This window comes from Streptomyces sp. NPDC004065, from assembly GCF_044903565.1.
GTDB lineage: Bacteria > Actinomycetota > Actinomycetes > Streptomycetales > Streptomycetaceae > Streptomyces.
Genome location: NZ_JBJDQT010000030.1, coordinates 52,646 through 68,482, shown reverse-complemented (window position 1 = coordinate 68,482; position 15,837 = coordinate 52,646). Strand labels below are relative to the sequence as shown.

12 protein-coding genes are annotated in these 15,837 nt (G+C 71.8%); 7 read left to right on the top strand and 5 right to left on the bottom strand.

What is annotated here, in order from left to right; all coding sequences use genetic code 11:
- Positions 1-132: 132 nt before the first annotated feature.
- The 5 genes from ACI2LW_RS27220 to ACI2LW_RS27200 all read left to right on the top strand — a co-directional run bounded on the left by ACI2LW_RS27220 (position 133) and on the right by ACI2LW_RS27200 (position 5,619).
- A complete protein-coding gene (locus ACI2LW_RS27220) occupies positions 133-2,100 on the top strand; it encodes a non-ribosomal peptide synthetase (protein ID WP_404733863.1) in 1,968 nt (655 codons plus the stop codon).
- Positions 2,101-2,111: 11 nt separating this feature from the next.
- Complete coding sequence (locus tag ACI2LW_RS27215; protein ID WP_404733862.1) at positions 2,112-2,912, top strand: thioesterase II family protein; 801 nt, start codon at positions 2,112-2,114, stop codon at positions 2,910-2,912.
- Positions 2,909-4,246, top strand: coding sequence for a cytochrome P450 (locus ACI2LW_RS27210; RefSeq protein ID WP_404733861.1), 1,338 nt, complete (start codon positions 2,909-2,911; stop codon positions 4,244-4,246). The genes ACI2LW_RS27215 and ACI2LW_RS27210 overlap by 4 nt, the downstream gene beginning before the upstream one ends.
- A 166-nt stretch (positions 4,247-4,412) precedes the next feature.
- Positions 4,413-5,306 carry a hypothetical protein gene (locus tag ACI2LW_RS27205; protein WP_404733860.1) on the top strand — a complete coding sequence of 298 codons (894 nt, stop codon included), beginning with the start codon at positions 4,413-4,415 and terminating at the stop codon, positions 5,304-5,306.
- Positions 5,307-5,451: 145 nt separating this feature from the next.
- Positions 5,452-5,619: a hypothetical protein gene (locus ACI2LW_RS27200; protein ID WP_404733859.1), complete on the top strand. Its 168-nt coding sequence runs from the start codon at positions 5,452-5,454 to the stop codon at positions 5,617-5,619.
- Between the two features lie 115 nt (positions 5,620-5,734).
- On the opposite strand, the gene ACI2LW_RS27195 is transcribed toward ACI2LW_RS27200, so the two are convergent.
- Positions 5,735-8,794: an AfsR/SARP family transcriptional regulator gene (locus tag ACI2LW_RS27195; RefSeq protein ID WP_404733858.1), complete on the bottom strand. Its 3,060-nt coding sequence runs from the start codon at positions 8,792-8,794 to the stop codon at positions 5,735-5,737.
- Positions 8,795-9,408: 614 nt separating this feature from the next.
- Entirely contained in the window at positions 9,409-10,371 is a 963-nt protein-coding gene (locus tag ACI2LW_RS27190) for a DUF4232 domain-containing protein (protein WP_404733857.1), read from the bottom strand.
- 372 nt (positions 10,372-10,743) lie between these two features.
- Between ACI2LW_RS27190 and ACI2LW_RS27185 the strand changes: the two genes are divergently transcribed.
- Together ACI2LW_RS27185 and ACI2LW_RS27180 are read left to right on the top strand one after the other, a co-directional pair.
- Positions 10,744-12,009 (top strand): ParA family protein, encoded by a 1,266-nt coding sequence (locus ACI2LW_RS27185; RefSeq protein ID WP_404733856.1) that lies wholly within the window; start codon positions 10,744-10,746, stop codon positions 12,007-12,009.
- The gene (locus ACI2LW_RS27180) at positions 12,006-13,241 is read left to right on the top strand and encodes a ParB/RepB/Spo0J family partition protein (RefSeq protein ID WP_404733855.1); all 1,236 of its coding nucleotides are present in this window, start codon (positions 12,006-12,008) and stop codon (positions 13,239-13,241) included. Before ACI2LW_RS27185 ends, ACI2LW_RS27180 begins: the two co-directional genes overlap by 4 nt.
- An 84-nt stretch (positions 13,242-13,325) precedes the next feature.
- On the opposite strand, the gene ACI2LW_RS27175 is transcribed toward ACI2LW_RS27180, so the two are convergent.
- From ACI2LW_RS27175 to ACI2LW_RS27165, 3 genes are all read right to left on the bottom strand, one after another.
- On the bottom strand, positions 13,326-13,901 hold the full coding sequence (locus ACI2LW_RS27175; protein WP_404733854.1) for a transcriptional regulator: 576 nt from the start codon (positions 13,899-13,901) through the stop codon (positions 13,326-13,328).
- Positions 13,902-14,185: 284 nt separating this feature from the next.
- Positions 14,186-14,584 carry a MarR family transcriptional regulator gene (locus ACI2LW_RS27170; protein WP_404733853.1) on the bottom strand — a complete coding sequence of 133 codons (399 nt, stop codon included), beginning with the start codon at positions 14,582-14,584 and terminating at the stop codon, positions 14,186-14,188.
- A gap of 20 nt (positions 14,585-14,604) precedes the next feature.
- Positions 14,605-15,204, bottom strand: coding sequence for a LexA family protein (locus ACI2LW_RS27165; protein WP_404733852.1), 600 nt, complete (start codon positions 15,202-15,204; stop codon positions 14,605-14,607).
- Positions 15,205-15,837: the final 633 nt, after the last annotated feature.

Sequence of the window (15,837 nt, the reverse complement as noted above, 5' to 3'; positions counted from 1 at the left end):
TCCCTTTCCCCTGTTGGCGCAGCCGGTCATCGAACAGCCGCACCGTAGGGCGGGGCGGTACCGGGGCATTCCCGATCCGTTCCCGGAGCGGGCCGGGAGGTTTTCCGGAAGGGCCTGCGGTGGATTCCCCCCATGACGAGCATGACGAGACTTCAGCCTCGCGGAACGACGTCCGCGTCCGACGAGCTCCATCCGCCCCACCCCGGCGCGCGCGTGTGCGACGCCGTCATGGAGCGGGCGGGACGGCACCCGGACCGTCCCGCCGTGATCTGCGGCGACGACACGCTCTCCTACGGCGAACTGGCCACGGCGGCGGCGTCGTTGGCCCGCGCGGTGGGCGCGGACGGGCCCTACGGCCCGCACGGGGCCTCCCGCCGGATCGGGATCCTCTCGCACCGGACGGCCTCCACGGTCGCCCTGGCGCTGGGTGTGTGGCTGTCCGGCCGGTCCTTCGTGTTCCTCGACCCCGCCGCGCCGCAGGAGACGGCCCGTCACATCAGGTCCTCCGCGGGGGTCTCGGTGGTGCTCGACCCGCTGACCGGGAACCACCTGACGTACCCCGACGGCGCCCGCGTGGTGCCGGGCGTGCCGGGCAGCGTGCCCGTGCCGCGGGACGAGGCGTACGTGCTGTACACCTCGGGCACCAGCGGCAGGCCCAAGGGCGTGTCCGTCTCGCAGGAGAACCTGGCCGTCTCCAACGCCGCGCGGCTCGCCGTGTACGAGGGGTTCGGCGCCCCCGTCTTCCTGCTGCTGTCGCCGTTCCACTTCGACTCGTCGGTGGCCGGCGTCTGGGGCACCCTCGCGGCCGGCGGCACGCTGGTGGTGGCCGGGGAGGAGGAGCGGCGCGCCCCCGAGGCGCTCGTCGGGCTCGTCGCCCGGCACGGGGTGACGCACACCCTGACGGTGCCGAGCTTCTACGCCGAACTCCTGCACACCGTGCGGGAGGACGAGCGCCTGGCCCGGGACCTGGCCTCGCTGCGGCTGGTGATCTGCGCCGGCGAGGCGCTGTCCCGGAGCGTCATCGACCAGCACTTCGCGCTGCTGCCCGCGGTCAGCCTCGGCAACGAGTACGGGCCGACCGAGTGCACCGTCTGGTCCACCTACCGCGTCTACGACAAGCCGGGCGAGCCCGGTATCGGCCGGCCGGTCCCGGGGACGGCCATCCATCTCCTGGACGACCGGTTGCGGGAGGTCCCGCGGGGCACGGTCGGCCAGATCGCCGTCTCCGGGCGCAGCGTGACCCGGGGGTACGTCGGCAACGAGCGGGAGACGAGGGCCAGGTTCGTCGAGGTGCCGGTGCCGGGGCCGGGGCAGGCGGCGGGGCCGGAGTCGGAGGGGGTGCCGGAGCCGGAGGCGGCATCGAAGGCGGCAACGGATGCGGAGCGGGCCGGGGACGGGCGGACGGTGCGCGTCTATCTGACCGGTGACCTCGGACGCTGGTCGGAGCGGGGCGAGCTGGAGTTCGTGGGACGGCTCGACAACGAAGTCAAGATCCGCGGAGTGCGGGTGCACCTGGAGACGATCGAGGAGGCGCTGGCGGCCCACCCCGGCGTCCAGTCGGCCGCCGTCGTCTACGACTCGGCGACGTCGACCTGCTACGCGTTCGCCGTCAGGGAGGAGGGCGCACAGGTCGACGCGGACGCGGTGCGCCGGTTCGTGACCGAGACGCTCGGCGGCGCGGTCGTGCCCGACCGCATCCTGTTCACCGACCACCTGCCCCGCTCCGCGCACGACAAGATCGACCGGGGGGCGCTGCTGGCGTCGGTGCGCGGCGCGGACGGCGGGACCACGGCGGTGGCCACGGATACGGATACGGCCATGGATACGGCCACGGATACGGCTGTGGGGGCGGGAGCGACGGCTGGGGCCGCCCCGGCCGGTGCCCTCGCCCATCAGGTCGCGCAGGCGTGGGAGCAGGTCCTGGGCGTCCCGGTGCGGGAGAGCGAGACCGGCACCTTCTTCGACCTCGGCGGCAACTCCCTGACCGTGCTCAGGCTTTCCCGTGCCCTCGGGAAGATCGCCGGGCGGCCCGTCGGGGTCAAGCAGGTCTACCGCTGCGGCACGATCCCCCAGCAGGTCGACCTGCTGGCACGGTCGTGAGGGGGCCCTCGGTGGCACCGGCCACCGCCATCAGGGACTTCAACCTCCGCGCCGCACACGGGAGTTCGCAGGACCGCGCCGACGACGTACGTCCGGCCGTGCTGTGCTTCCCGCACGCCGGCGGCTGCGCGTCGTTCTTCCGGCCCTGGCAGTCGCTGCTGCCCGCGGCCCGGGTGCACGCCGTTCAGTATCCGGGACGTGAGGACCGCATCCTGGACGAACCGGTGGCCGGTCTGCGCGAACTCGCCGAGACCGTGGCCGAGGAGATCCTCGCGCGCCGCGAGCGGTACTCCGTGCTGTTCGGGCACAGCATGGGCGCGTACGTCGCCTTCGAGGTCGCCGACTGCCTGCGCGCCGCCGGAGCCGACGTGCCCACGCTGGTCGTCTCCTCCGCCGCGGCGCCGGCGCTGCGGCCGCCGGTCCCCTACGAGGACTCCGCGGACGTACTGCGCTACCTCGAGCGCTACGAGCCGGTGAGCCCGCAGATCCGGCAGGACGAGGAGCTGCTCGAGCTGATCCTCGAGTACGTCAAGGACGACCTGCGGCTCGTCGCCCAGTACCGGGAGCACGTCGGCAAGCGGATCGGCGCACGGCTGGTGGCCGTGGCCGGTGAGGACGACATCCCGGAGATCCGCTCCCGGTTCCGTCAGTGGCACCGGCACACGGACGGCCCGTTCCTGCCGGTGGTGACGCCGGGCGGGCACTTCTACCTGCGTGAGGATCCGCCCACGGGGCTGATCGCCGCCGAGCTCGCGCGGTGCACGCATCCGGACCCGGCCGCCGGCCGCACCCCCTGGGAGAAGGCATCGTGACCGACACCGTCCACGAAACCATCCACGACACAGAGACCATCGAGAACACCGCGAACAGCAAGGAGAACGACAGCAACGACAGCACCGGAATCGACGGCATCGGACGGCTCGTCGACGGCGAGACCTACCGGCACGGCAACCCGTTCGCGCTGTGGCGCTGGATGCGGGAGAACGCACCCGTGGCGCGGCACCGGCCCGGCGTCTTCCCCGCCTTCTGGTCGCTGACCCGGTACGACGAGGTGAAGCAGGTCCTGCGGGACGCGGGGACGTTCAGCTCCTCCTCCGGCATCCTGCTGCGCCCGCTGGCCCACGGCGAGGACCCCGGCAGCAACCGCACCCTGGCGCTGTCCGACGCCCCACGTCACCAGGCGCTGCGCGGCGCCGTCGCGGGGTGGTTCGCGCCCAGGAACCTGCGGCGGCTGTCGGACTTCCTGGACTCCGCGGCGTACTCGGCCGTCCGTTCGGCCGTCGAGGCCGGGCGGATCGACTTCGTCGGCGACGTCGCCGCGAAGCTGCCCGTCGAGGTGGTCTGCTCGTTCCTGGGCATCCCCGACGAGGACCGGCCGTCGATCGTGGAGTGGTCGACGGAGGCGTTCTGCGCCGGTACGGCCGAGGAGCGCAGCATCGCGCACCTGCAGATCCTCGACTACTTCGCCGACCTGGTGGAGCGGCGCCGCGCCGCACCGGGCGAGGACCTGGTGAGCGTGCTGGCCACGCTGACGTACGAGGGTGAGCCGCTGCCGCTCGACGAGGTCGTCCTCAACTGCGACAACCTGCTGGTCGGCGGGACGGAGAACGTACGGCTGGCGATGTCCGGGGGAATGCTGGCGCTGCTCGAGCGGCCGGACCAACTGGTTTTGCTGCGCGCGGACTTCGACAAGGTGGTGAACACCGCGATCGACGAGATCCTGCGGTGGACCTCGAGCGCCACGCACATCATGCGCCGGGCCACCCGGGACGTGGAGCTGGGCGGGCAGCGGATCCGGCGGGGCGAACTGGTGGTGTGCTGGCTGACGTCGGCCAACCGCGACGCGGCGCACTTAACCGACCCCGACGTCTTCGACATCCGCCGCAGCCCCAACCGGCACCTCGCCCTGGGCGCCGGCCCGCACTACTGCGTGGGCACCCAGCTGGCGCGGCTGGAGATCCGGGCCGTACTGCGCGAGTTCCTCGCCCAGGTCGGCGACATCACCCTCGACGGCGAACCCGAGTACCTGGACTCCATCGTGGTCAACGGCCTGCGTTCCCTGCCCCTGCGACTGACCCCGGCGGGCAGGACAGCGCCCGGGCCTGGAACGGGCGTGGGAGCCAGGGCGGTTGGTGCCCCGGTCTGACCGCGTGGGGCTGCGGGGCGTCGGCTGGTCGTGCGGTCGGCAGAGCACTGGTCGTGTCACCCCGCACCGGTCCAGTGGACGTCCGTTAAGCTCGCCTTGCTCGGAAATGTGCCGGTTTGCGGGAGGCGGGGCGACGGAGATCAATCGGGAGCGGCTGGTCAGGACGTTGACGTTCTGGCTGCGGCCTGCGTTCGCGTTGCGGGTCGTCAACCGGTTTCAGAAGATTCTGGGGTTCGACCGCTCGATGGCCCTGGCGTCCAGCGCGCTGACGGCATTGGTCCCGTTGTCCATCCTCCTCGGCACGCTCTTCGAGCACTACGACGCCGCGGAGCGGATCATCGGACGCTACGGCCTCACCGGAGCGGGCGCCGCCGCGGTGACCTCGCTGTTCTCCTCCACGGAGGGGCCCAGCACGAGCTTCGGGGTCTTCGGCGTCGTGTTCCTGATGATCTCCGCGCTGAGTTTCGCCCGCGCCGCGCAGCGGCTCTTCGAGCAGGCGTGGGAGCTCAAGCCGCTCAGCGTGCGCAACACCCGCAACGGCCTGTGGTGGATCCTCGCCCTCGGTTGCTACACCGCGGTCATGGGGCTGCTCTCCGCGCTGCTCGGCGGGTACGTGCTGGGCCTGGTCGCCGTGGTGTGCGAGGCGCCGGTGACCGCGGCCTTCCTCGTCTGGAGCGGCCGGCTCCTGTCGGCGAAGCGGATCGGATGGCTGGACCTGCTGCCCTTCGGCGTCACCGGCGCCGTGCTGACGGCGGCCTACTCGGTGGGCGCGACCTTCTACATGCCGCGTCTGTTCAACTCCTCCGCGGCACGCTACGGGGTGGTCGGCGCGGTCTTCGCGATGATCTCCGCCCTCTTCGCGGTCATGCTCGCCCTGGTCGCGTCGGCGGCGCTGGGACGGGAAGTGCGGGACGAACTCGGCCTGATCCGTGCGGGCCGCCGCCCGTCCGACCGCGAGATCCGCCGGCAGTGGGACAACGTGGTCGAGCAGACCCGGTCACGGTGGCGCAGGGTACGGGAGGAGACCTCCCGTCATCAGGCCAAGGGCTCCCACCAGTGACGGGCATGGTGACGGGCATAGCGACGGACATAGTGACCGGCATACCGGGATTCGTCCGGGAATCGATCGGGAACGGGCGCGAGGAGCATTTCCACTGTCGGAAGCCAACAGGGACGACAGTCCACAGGACAAAGGTGGAATGGAAATGTTCAGCGAGCTCGCCGCGGTGGTCGGAACCGTCGCAGTCGTGGTCGCCGTGGGGGCCGGGGCCGTCACGCCGGAACACCCGGCCCACGCGGGCCGCTCGGGCCATCACCCGTCCGACCAGCGGGTACTGGCCAACGGGACCGGCCCCGCGGTCCACACCCCCTGACCGGTGGGAGCGGATCGAGTGGGGGTGGATCGGAGCAAGTGGGAGCGCAGTGGGATTGGATTTGGAGCGAGTTCGGAACGGATTCTGAGCGGATTCGGAGTGGACTCGGAGCGGTTCAGACCGTCAGGGACGGGTTGAGGGGGACTCCCATTCCCCTGAAGAGCTCGTACGCCTGCTGGCGGTGGACTCCGGACTGCCGGAAGTCGCCCATGCCCTCCAGGGTCTCCGCCATGCCGTCCAGAGCGCGGGCGATCTCCATGCGGTATTCGATGGCGACCGCGTGCCCGTGCGCGCTGGTGTGCAGGGCCAGCGCCATCGCGTAGTCGCCGCGCCGGCAGTGGAAGGCGCCGAGGATGTTCTCCACGGTGGCGTTGCGGGTCGCGGTGCCCTTGGACTGGATCATCCGCAGGGACTCGGCCGCGTACCGCGTCGCCCGCTCCCCCGCCCCGGCCCGCTCACTGGCCTCGGCGGCCAGCGCGAGGGTCAGGGCGAGGTTCTCCGGCATACGGGACTCGTCGCCCAGCTCCAGCGCACGCTCCAGGGGGATCAGGGCCGCGGCGGGCTGTTCCATGCCGAGCCGGGCCGCCGCCAGGTCGGTCAGGGCGATGATCTCCTCGCCGCGGGCCTCGGAGCCCTGGCACAGCAGTGCCGCGCGCTCGGCCGCCGCCGCCGCTTCCTCGTACCGCCCGAGCCAGGTGTACACCGTGCTGAGGTTGCACCAGGCGTAGGCCCGCTGGCGGCTGTCGGGCAGGTCCTCGTGCAGGGCGACGGCCCCCTCCAGATAGCGCCGGGCCTCGCCAAGGTGGCCGAGACAGCTGTGCAGCAGCCCCAGCTGGTCCAGGCACATGGACTCACCGCCGCGGTCGCCGAGGCGCCGGGTGACGTCCAGGGCCTCGGTGGCGGCCTCGATGCCCTCGCGGAACCGGCCGAGCTTCCACAGCACGGCCGACAGGTTCGTCAGGCTCAGCCCCAGGGTGCGCGGCTCCCCCAGCCTGCGGGCGGCGCAGACCGCGACACCGGCGGCCCGCAGATACTCCTCCAGATGGCTGCGTGAGTTGAGGTGGAAGACCAGGTTGCGGGCCAGGTGGACGGCGTGGTGGTGGAAGCCCTCCCGCTCCGCCCGCTCCACGGCGGCCAGCAGCATGACGTGCTCACGGTCGAACAGCGCCTCCGCCTCGGCCGCGTCCGCGATCCTGGGCAGCTGGAACACCGCCGCGGCGGAGCCCTCACCGATCCGGGCCCGTCCCGGGTACAGGGTGCGGCAGGCCGTCTCCGTGACCGACAGGCAGTAGTCGAGCAGGCGCCCGAAGGCCGCCCGCTCCTCCCCCGGGCTCTCCCCCAGCAGCCGCCGGGCGAAGCTGCGAACCAGGTCGTGGAAGGCGTACCGGCCGATCTCGTACTGCTCGACCAGATGCACGTCCAGCAGGTGCTCGAGGATGTCCTCGGCCTCGCGGAGCCCGACGCCGAGCAGCGCGGCCGCCGCGTGCACGTCGGTCTCGGCACCGGGATGCAGGCCCAGCAGCCGGAAGGCGGCGCGGTGTTCGTCCTCCAGCGCCTGGTACGACAGGTGCAGTGTCGCCTCCACGCTGTGGTCCCCGGACTTCAGCTCGTCGAGCCGCCGGGCCTCGTCCCCCAGTCGGTCGACCAGGTACCGCACGGTCCAGCGCGGCCGGCTGCGCAGCCGTGCGGTGGCCACGCGCAGGGCGAGCGGCAGCCGCCCGCACAGGGTGCTCAGCTCCCCCACGGCCTCCGGTTCGCCCGCCGCGCGCTCCGCACCGAGCGCGGTCCTGATCAGCTCCAGGCTGTCCGACGGCGACATCGTCCCCAGGGACAGCCAGTCCGCGCCGTCCAGCCCCGCCAGGTGGTTCCGGCTCGTGACCAGGACCAGGCAGCCCGCCGACGCCGGTATCAGCGGCCGTACTTGTGCGGCGTCCACGGCGTTGTCCAGGACCAGCAGCAGCCTGCGCCCGGCCAGAGTGGCCCGCCACAGCTCCACTCGCCCGTCGGTGTCGTCGGGGATCCGGTCGCCGGGCACGCCCAGGGTGCGCAGCAGTGCGCCGATGACCGCGGCCGGCCGGCGGGGGCGCTCCCCGGGCGTGAAGCCGCGCAGGTCGGCGTAGAGCTGCCCGTCCGGGTAGCGGTCGGCGAGGCGGTGTGCGGCACGTACGGCCAGGGAGGTCTTCCCGCTGCCGCCCATGCCGTCGATGGCCACGATGCGCACGGCGTCGCCCTCGGGCGGCTCGGCCAGCCGGAGCAGATGGCGCAGTTCGCGGTCGCGGCCCGCGAAGTCCGTGAGGTCGTGCGGCAGGGTGCACGGTGCCGGTACGGGGGTCGCGGCATGCGGTGCGGTGCCCTCCGGCGCGGACGGGCGGGCGGCGGGTGCCGCCTCCTCCTGTTCCCGGGCGGCGGCCGGGGCCACCGCGGCCAGTTCGGGACTGTCGCGCAGTATCGCCTCGTACAGGCGGGTCAGTTGCGGGCTGGGGTCGATGCCGAGCTCCTCGACGAGAAGGTCCCGCACCCGGGAGAACTCCTCCAGCGCCTCGGCCTGCCGGCCCGAGCGGTACAGCGCCACCATGAGATGGCCCCGCAGGGTCTCCCACAGCGGGTGCTCCGCGATGAGCTCCCGCAGATCACCGACGAGCTCCCCCGACTCCCCCAGCGCCAGCCGGAGTTCGACGAGCTGTTCCACGGCGGCCAGCCGGCGCTCCTCCAGTACGGCGGACGCGGCGGCGATCACGGGGCCGCCGCTGCCGCACATCACCGGCCCCCGCCACAGGGCGAGAGCCGCCCGCAGCCGCTCCGCCGCCTCGGCCGTACGGCCGCTCTCCTGCGCCTCGCGGGCCTGGCGGAGACGGAGCGAGAACTGGCTGAGGTCCAGGTTCTCGGGGGCGACGTCCAGGCGGTATCCCGGCCCCTCGGTCAGGAGCAGGGAGCCGCCGTCGGGGATGCGCTGGCGCAGGTCGGCGATCGCCTTGCGCACCTGGTGCTCGGCGGTGCGCGGGGGGTTGTCGCCCCAGGCCGCCTCCACGAGCCGGGAGACCGGCACCATCCGCCCCGGCTCCAGCAGCAGCGTGGTGAGGATGCGCTTGGGCACGGGGCCGCCCAGCTTCAGCCAGATGTCGCCGACCGTGACCTCCAAGGAGCCCAAGACGGCGAAGTGAACGTCCCCACTCACGCGATCCCCCATCGTCACTGCCTCGCCCGAGGTCCTGCGCACAGCCACGCGGCTCACCGCAGCGTAGGTGCGGGGCCGGCGGTCGCATACAAAATGCGCGCACGCGTCCGGACCCACTTGCGCCGTCGAGGCGGGGCGCGTGGGGGCGCGGGTGATTACGGCGTAATCACTTGCGGCGTGGAGGAGGGGGTGGCACGGGCGCGGCGAGGTGGTTGGGCGCGTCGGTGATTACGGCGTAATCACCTCCGGCGCGGCCGCGCGGCGGAGAAGGTGGGCCGGGCGCGGCGGGGCGGGTCCGGGGCGCGGGTGATTACGGCGTAATCACCTCCGGCGCGGCCGCGCGGCGAAGGAGGTGGGCCAGGGGCGGCGGGGCGGGTCCGGGGCGCGGGTGATTACGGCGTAATCACTTCCCGCGCGGCGGAAGCGATGGTGCGTGGGTGATTACGGCGTAATCACCTCCGGCGCGGCGGAGGGACGGGGCGGGCCCGGCGCGGTGGGCCGGGGCGCGGGTGATTACGGCGTAATCACTTCCCGCGCGGCGGGGCGGGTGGGGCTCGGACGGGAGGGTGATTACGGCGTAATCACCCTGAGGGCGGCGGACCGTGTGTGCCGGGCTACGCCTTCTTCCAGGGTCTGACCCCGAGCTTGCCGGTGGTGCCCAGGTCGAGGTACGGGGTCACCGTCACCGGCTCGGCGCCCTTCTTCGCGCGGACCCGCACGTACGGCACGTTCACCGGCGTACCGGCCTCGGTGGTGTTGCGCCAGACCAGGGCGGCGGTCGCCGACTCGCCGGGCCGGAGCGTGACGGGGCGGGGCTGCTCGTCGGGGCCGGCGCCGGTGGTGATCCGGCCGCTGCCGTGGAGGATCTCGATGCCGTCGACGGGCTCGAGGTCGTCGTCCAGGAGTTCCAGCAGCGGGTAGCCCTCGACGGAGTAGGAGCGTGTGCCGCAGTTGTCGAGGTGCAGGCCCACGACGCGCAGCCCCATGGCCGCGTCGCCCCGGTCGGCACTGACCCGGATCCCGGAGGCGGGGCACGCGCCCGGTGCGGCCGGTGCCTCACCCGCGGGGACCTTGGTCACTTCGAGCACCTTGACCCCCGCCACCCGTGGCGCGGGGGGCGGCAGTTCCCCGGCCCGGACCGTGCCCCGCACGGTCTTTCCGGGGGCGACGTCGCGCACGGTCTCGGTCCGGTTGGTCACGGCCCCGCCGTCGGCGTCGGTGAAGGTGAAGACGACCGAGTAGGTGAGGGCCTGGGCCCCCTTGTTGGTGACCTCGTAGGCGGCCGAGATCCCGGAGTCCGCGTGGGTGGGGAGTCTCTGGGGGGAGACGACGTAGCTGCGGGTGGGTGAGGGGGAGGGCGAGGGCAGGGTCAGTGAGGTGATCCGTACGCCGTCCTTGCCGGGGTCGTCGATCCGCGTGACCCCCTGCGACGCGGAGGCACCGGCACCGGCGCCGCTGCTTCCGGCGCCCGCGTGCTGTGTCCCGCACGCGGTCAGCAGCACGGCGGCCGCGGCGAGGGCCGACAGGAACGGGAAGGACGCGGCTGAGGCCGGGCGGGGGCCGACGGATCTACGCATCCGGCCATCCCATCAGGGCGCCGGGCCTGGGTGTGAGACGGGGGTCACACTCCCGGTCACAGGGGTGTCACAAGGGGCGCCGGTCGATGGGCCGTTGTGGCACGCCCGGCCGGACGGACGGGTCCGGGCGAGGACGGGGCGGGGTGAGGTGATTACGGCGTAATCACCTCACTCGGTGGGGGAGAGGGCGGCGGTGGGGCGGGGGAGTGATTACGGCGTAATCACTGCGGCGTGGCGGGGGTGGATCGGCGGGGTCGGGCGCGAGGGTGATTACGGCGTAATCACCGTCCCGGCGAGCCGATCGGGCGTCAACTTTTCCTAACTAACGTGTCGATGGAGCGAACGATCATGGACGTTAGTATGGTGTCCTCCATGAGCTCGCCAGACACCTCCAGCGACCGGGAAAAGGTCGTCTCCAAGCTGCCGGGATGGCTCCGGCAGAACCTCAAGATCAGAGCCGCCCAGCACGGACTCGAGATCCAGGCCGCCGTCGAGCAGGGGATCAGCGACTGGTGCAGCCTCGCCTCCGCCACCGCGCCCGTCGACACCGCCGGTGCCGACTCCTTCTCCACCTTCCTGCCCACCGGCCAGTGGGAGGAGTTCCGGCGGATCGCCGCCGACCGGAAGGTCTCCCTGATCCAGGGCCTCGCCCAGTCCGTCCAGTTGTGGCTGGACGCCAACCCGGCACCGGACATCGCACGGCCCGCGATCACCCGCCGCATCATCGTCTGCAACCAGAAGGGCGGGGTCGGCAAGACCGCCATCACCGCCGGACTCGGTGAGGCGCTGGCCGAGGACTCCAACACCCTGCACCCGGTACGGGTGGCCAAGGCGCTCGCCAAGGCGCTGCGCGAGAGCGAGACCCACGCCGGCGACGCCCCGCTGGAGGAGGACCCGCTCGACGTCGAGAACCTGCCGGGGCTGGGACTGCGGGTGCTGCTCGTCGACTTCGACCCGCAGTGCCACCTCACCAACCAGCTGGGTGCCACCCCTGTGCCCATGAACGGGGACAGCCTCACCAACCACATGGCCGGCGACCCCAAGGGCGACCTGCGCGATCTGATCGTCTCCGTCGACGACGACACGTTCGAGGGCCGGCTCCATCTCCTGCCGGCCTGCAACGACGCCTTCCTGCTGGATGTGCGCCTGTCCGCCGTACGGGCCCGGGAGGCCGCGCTGGAGCGGGCGCTCGCTCCGCTCGAGGCGGACTACGACGTCATCCTCGTCGACTGCCCGCCGAGCCTGGGCCTGAGCATGGACGCCGCCGCGTACTACGGCCGCCGGCGCGACGGCGAGAAGCCCGGCCAGTCGGGCGCCCTCATCGTCGTCCAGGCCGAGGACAGTTCCGCCGACGCCTACGAGCTGCTCACCACCCAGATCGACGACCTGCGCGGCGACCTGCAGATCGACATCGACTACCTGGGCATCGTCGTCAACCTCTACGACTCCCGGCGCGGTTACATCGCCACCTCCTCCCTCCAGGGGTGGGTGGACATAAAGGATCCGCGGGTCGTCGGGCTCATCGGGGATCTGAAGGAGCAGAAGGAAGCCGTGCGGGTGAAAAAGCCGCTGCTGTCCTACGCGCCGAAGTCGCAGCAGGCCGTGGGGATGCGGGCGCTCGCCAGGGAGGTCCTGTGAGCAAGGCCGATCAGCTGGGTGCCGGCCGGTTCGGTGGGGGAGTGCGCCCGATCAGTGCGCGCCGCCAGGCCGTCGCCGCCGCCACCGGGGTTCCCACCGAGGGCGTGGCGCCGCCCACCGAACTCCGCGTCGACCGCATCAGCCTCAACCCCGACAACCCGCGCTCCAGTCTCGGTGACCTCACCGACCTCGCGGGAAGTCTGAAGACGCACGGGCAGAAGCAGGCGATCACGGTGATGAACCGCGACGCCTACCTCAAGGCCAACCCCGAGCGGGAGTCGGACCTCGAGCCCGATGTCACGCACGTCGTCGTGGACGGCAGCAGCCGGCTGGCCGCCGCCCGTGAAGCCGGCCTGGAGACCATCAAGGTGATGGTCAGCGACGACCAGGGCAGCACCTCGGAGGAACTGCTCGAGTCCGCGCTCGTGGCGAACATCCACCGGCAGGACCTCGAGGAGCTCGACGAGGCCCGCGCCCTGCAACGGCTGCTGGCCATCCACGGCAGCCAGCGGGCCCTGGCCAAGCGGCTGCACCGCTCGCAGGGCTGGGTGTCCCAGCGGCTGGCGCTGCTCAACCTCGCTCCCGAACTCCAGGCCCGTATCGGCCAGGAGCCGATCGATCTGCTGCGGGCGGTCGGCAACAAGCCGGTGGAGCAGCAGGCGGCGGCGCTGGAGGAGCTGAAGGCGGAGCGCGTCCGCAAGGAGGAGGCGCGGCAGGGTGATTACGGCGTAATCACCGGCGGGTCCGGTCACGGCGCCGGGGGGAGCGAGAGCTCCGGCGGCGGGGCGGGCGCTGCCGGGCCGGTCCGCGGGAGTGCTGCCGGGTCGTCCGGCGGGGGCGCGAGCGAAGGCACGGCGGCCGCGGTCGCCGGTACGGCCGCGCATGCGGATGCGGATGCGAGTGATTACGGCGTAATCACCGAGGACGGTACGGCGGGGGAGCGGGCCGTACCCGCTCCGGCCGCCCGCGGGGCAGCGGACCGGTCCGCGGAGACCGTGCCCGAGCCGCGCGGCGACCTCGAGTCCGGGGGTTCGGCCGCCGCCACGGCGGCTTCCGGGAAGGGGCGGACCCCGCCGGTGCTGCCCTACGGCAACGGCGCCGTGCTGGCTCTGCACCTCATCCGCAAGATGAGCGACACCGAGTTCGACAAGATGCTCGACATCCTCAACGAGCACCGGGCCAAGCGCGAAGCGGACCGCGCCGTCTCCGCCGCTCCCACGGAAGGTCGTTGACCGTCGCCGAACGCCCAGGGGCGGCCCGCCGAGGGGCCGCCCACGCAGGGCTGCCATGCCGGGGCCGTCCGCCGGCCCGCCGGCCTACGCGGCGAAGCCGATGTTGGTGACGTACTCGTACTGGCCCCACTCGGAGCCGAGGTCGACGACGGCGTCGTTGATCCAGGCGTCGTCGAGGGCCTGGTCGTCGTCGGCGGCCCAGGCCTCGACGATGCGGTCCCAGTGCCGGACGTTGAGGGTGCGGTACGCCACCACCCGCTGGCGGGGCCGGATCACCTGGGACTGGTTGACCGGGTGGAACTCGACGCGGGTACCGCGGCCCTCACGGTTGAGGCGGGCCAGAAGATAGCGGGCGACGTTGTGGCGGCGGACGGTGCGGTAGGCGGTCTCGATGCGCTCGAGGTTCTTCCTGGAAGGACTGCGCCTGCCCTCCAGCCAGGCCCTGAGGGTGCGGTCGGTGACCGTCAGACCGGCCTCACGGGCCGCCTGGCGGGCGTGGTCGCTGCGGGTGAGGTAGTGCAGGCGGGCGAGCAGACCGCGCCGGGTGGTGACGGGGGAGGCCACGAAACCGGCCAGCAGGTCCAGTTGCCGGGCCACGGCCTCGTAGCCCTTGATGCCGCGAGCCCCGTACTTGCCGAAGTCGATGGTGCGCTCTGGCATCGGTTCGTCTTTCTCGCAGGGGTTCGCTCGCGGGGAGGCTGGTGACGGGCCACAGATTAGCGAACGTGCCGGGCCGAGGACCGGGGTGACGGGGGCGGCGGGGGCGTCGGCTCCGGCGGCTCATGGGGCCAAGGGGGCGTATGTGACGCAAGGAGTTCCGGTTCGTGTGGCCGGACGGGCCTTGGACCCGTCATACTGAGGGCGTCGCACTTTCGCGTACAGGTGCACAAGGCCCCGGCGTCACCGCCGGGGCCTTGCTGCGTCCTGGCCGCCTCGGCGCGGGCTCAGGCGACGGCGTGCAGACTGCCCTTGCCCGGCTTGGGCGGACGCTTCGCGTAGCCGGGGACCCTGATCGGGGGAGGGCCGCCGACGGCGAGCAGCTGGGTCATCTCCTTCTCCAGCTCCGTCTGGGACTCGTAGCCCGCCACGGCGGGGTTGAGCGCGTAGCGGTGGCCGCGGCCGTTGCCGGAGCGCAGGACGATGCCCCGCTCCACCAGCAGGGCCATGGCACGGCTCATGGAGGCCTGGCCCACTCCGAGGATCTCGTCGATCTCGGACTGGTTCATGCCGACGGAGCCCCCCGGCTGCTGATGGGCGACCATGACGGACAGGACGTCGATCGCCGTCGGTGTCAGCTGAAGCTGATGGAGCATGCCCAGCAGGCCCGTGGTGTTGAAAAGCATGGCGATGTCTATCCCTTCGTTCAGCCGATCTCGGCCCGGGGGAACAAGGTGAGCTCGGGGGCGAGCTCGTCGGGGAACTTCGAGTCGAGAGCGAGTGCCCGCAGCTCGGCGAGGAAGTCGTGCTGCTCCTGGCCGTTGCCGTTGTAGGCGACGCGGGGGTTCAGTTCGTAGGAGGACCTCTTCGTCCGACGGATCAGGTTCTTCTCGCACAGCGCGTCCAGAGCGTGCCCGATGCTGGTGCGCTTCACGCCCAGTTCCTCCGCGATCTCCGCATGCGTGACCGCGATCCTTCCCTTCTTCTGCCTGCCGATGATGTTCGACAGGACCGCCGCCTGAAGCTTGGTGATGGCATTGTGCATCAGGCAGTAGGGGAGCACTCGCCGCAGGAAGTAGTTGCTCACCAACGAGTACCCGTCCGCGCCGAGCATGTCGTGGGAGGGCCGCCGGAAGACGGTGGCCCGGACCTCGTGCACGGGGGTCTTGCCGAACTGCTCGGCGATGAGCCGGGCGAGGTCCGTTCCGTCGTCGTCGGCCCGCACCGCTCGGACGGGACGGGCCGGCTGTGGTGCGTGTGTCGGACCGGCACGCAGTCCGCGCAGGGGCTTTGCCGCTTCGCCCATGTGGGTGTCCTTTCGCATACAGGTGCTGGGCACTGTACGGCAAAAGTTGCGGCCATCCGCATGTTACTCGCCGGAGAGTTGTCACCGCTCGCAAGTTTGTGTCGGTGGTGATCGACAGTACGTCATGGTCGGCCGAGGAGGCCACGGGTGGCCGTCGGCTGCCCCGTGAACCCCGCTGAAAACCGGGAAAGTTGCGACTGGACGCATGTTTTGAGCGAGACTTGCGGATAGACGCATGTTTCTGGGCCTAATGTCGGCGCTCAGCGACATTCAGGCCCTCGTAATGTCGGTGGCCACCGACATTTGCTGTCGTAAAGCCGCAGGTCAGGGGCCGGTTTTCAAAAATCCCTCTTAACTAAAGAGGCGCGCGTTCGTCGTGGGTGCCCAACCCCGCCCTCCGGGCGGGGTTCTGTCGGTGGCTCAGCTCGCTTCGCGTGCGGCGCCGTTGACACGCAAAGGCCCTGGTCAGCAGCAGCGGTGCCGAGTCTCGGGGGGTGTCCCGCCGTGACGGGAAAGCAGCGACAAGGCGTGGTTGCGGTGGGGGAGTGGGCCGCCCCCGGCCCTCCGGCCCGGGGGCTCCGTACCTCCGCTTCCTCGTCGTCGGCCGACGGGCCGTCACACCGTCCGTTCGTG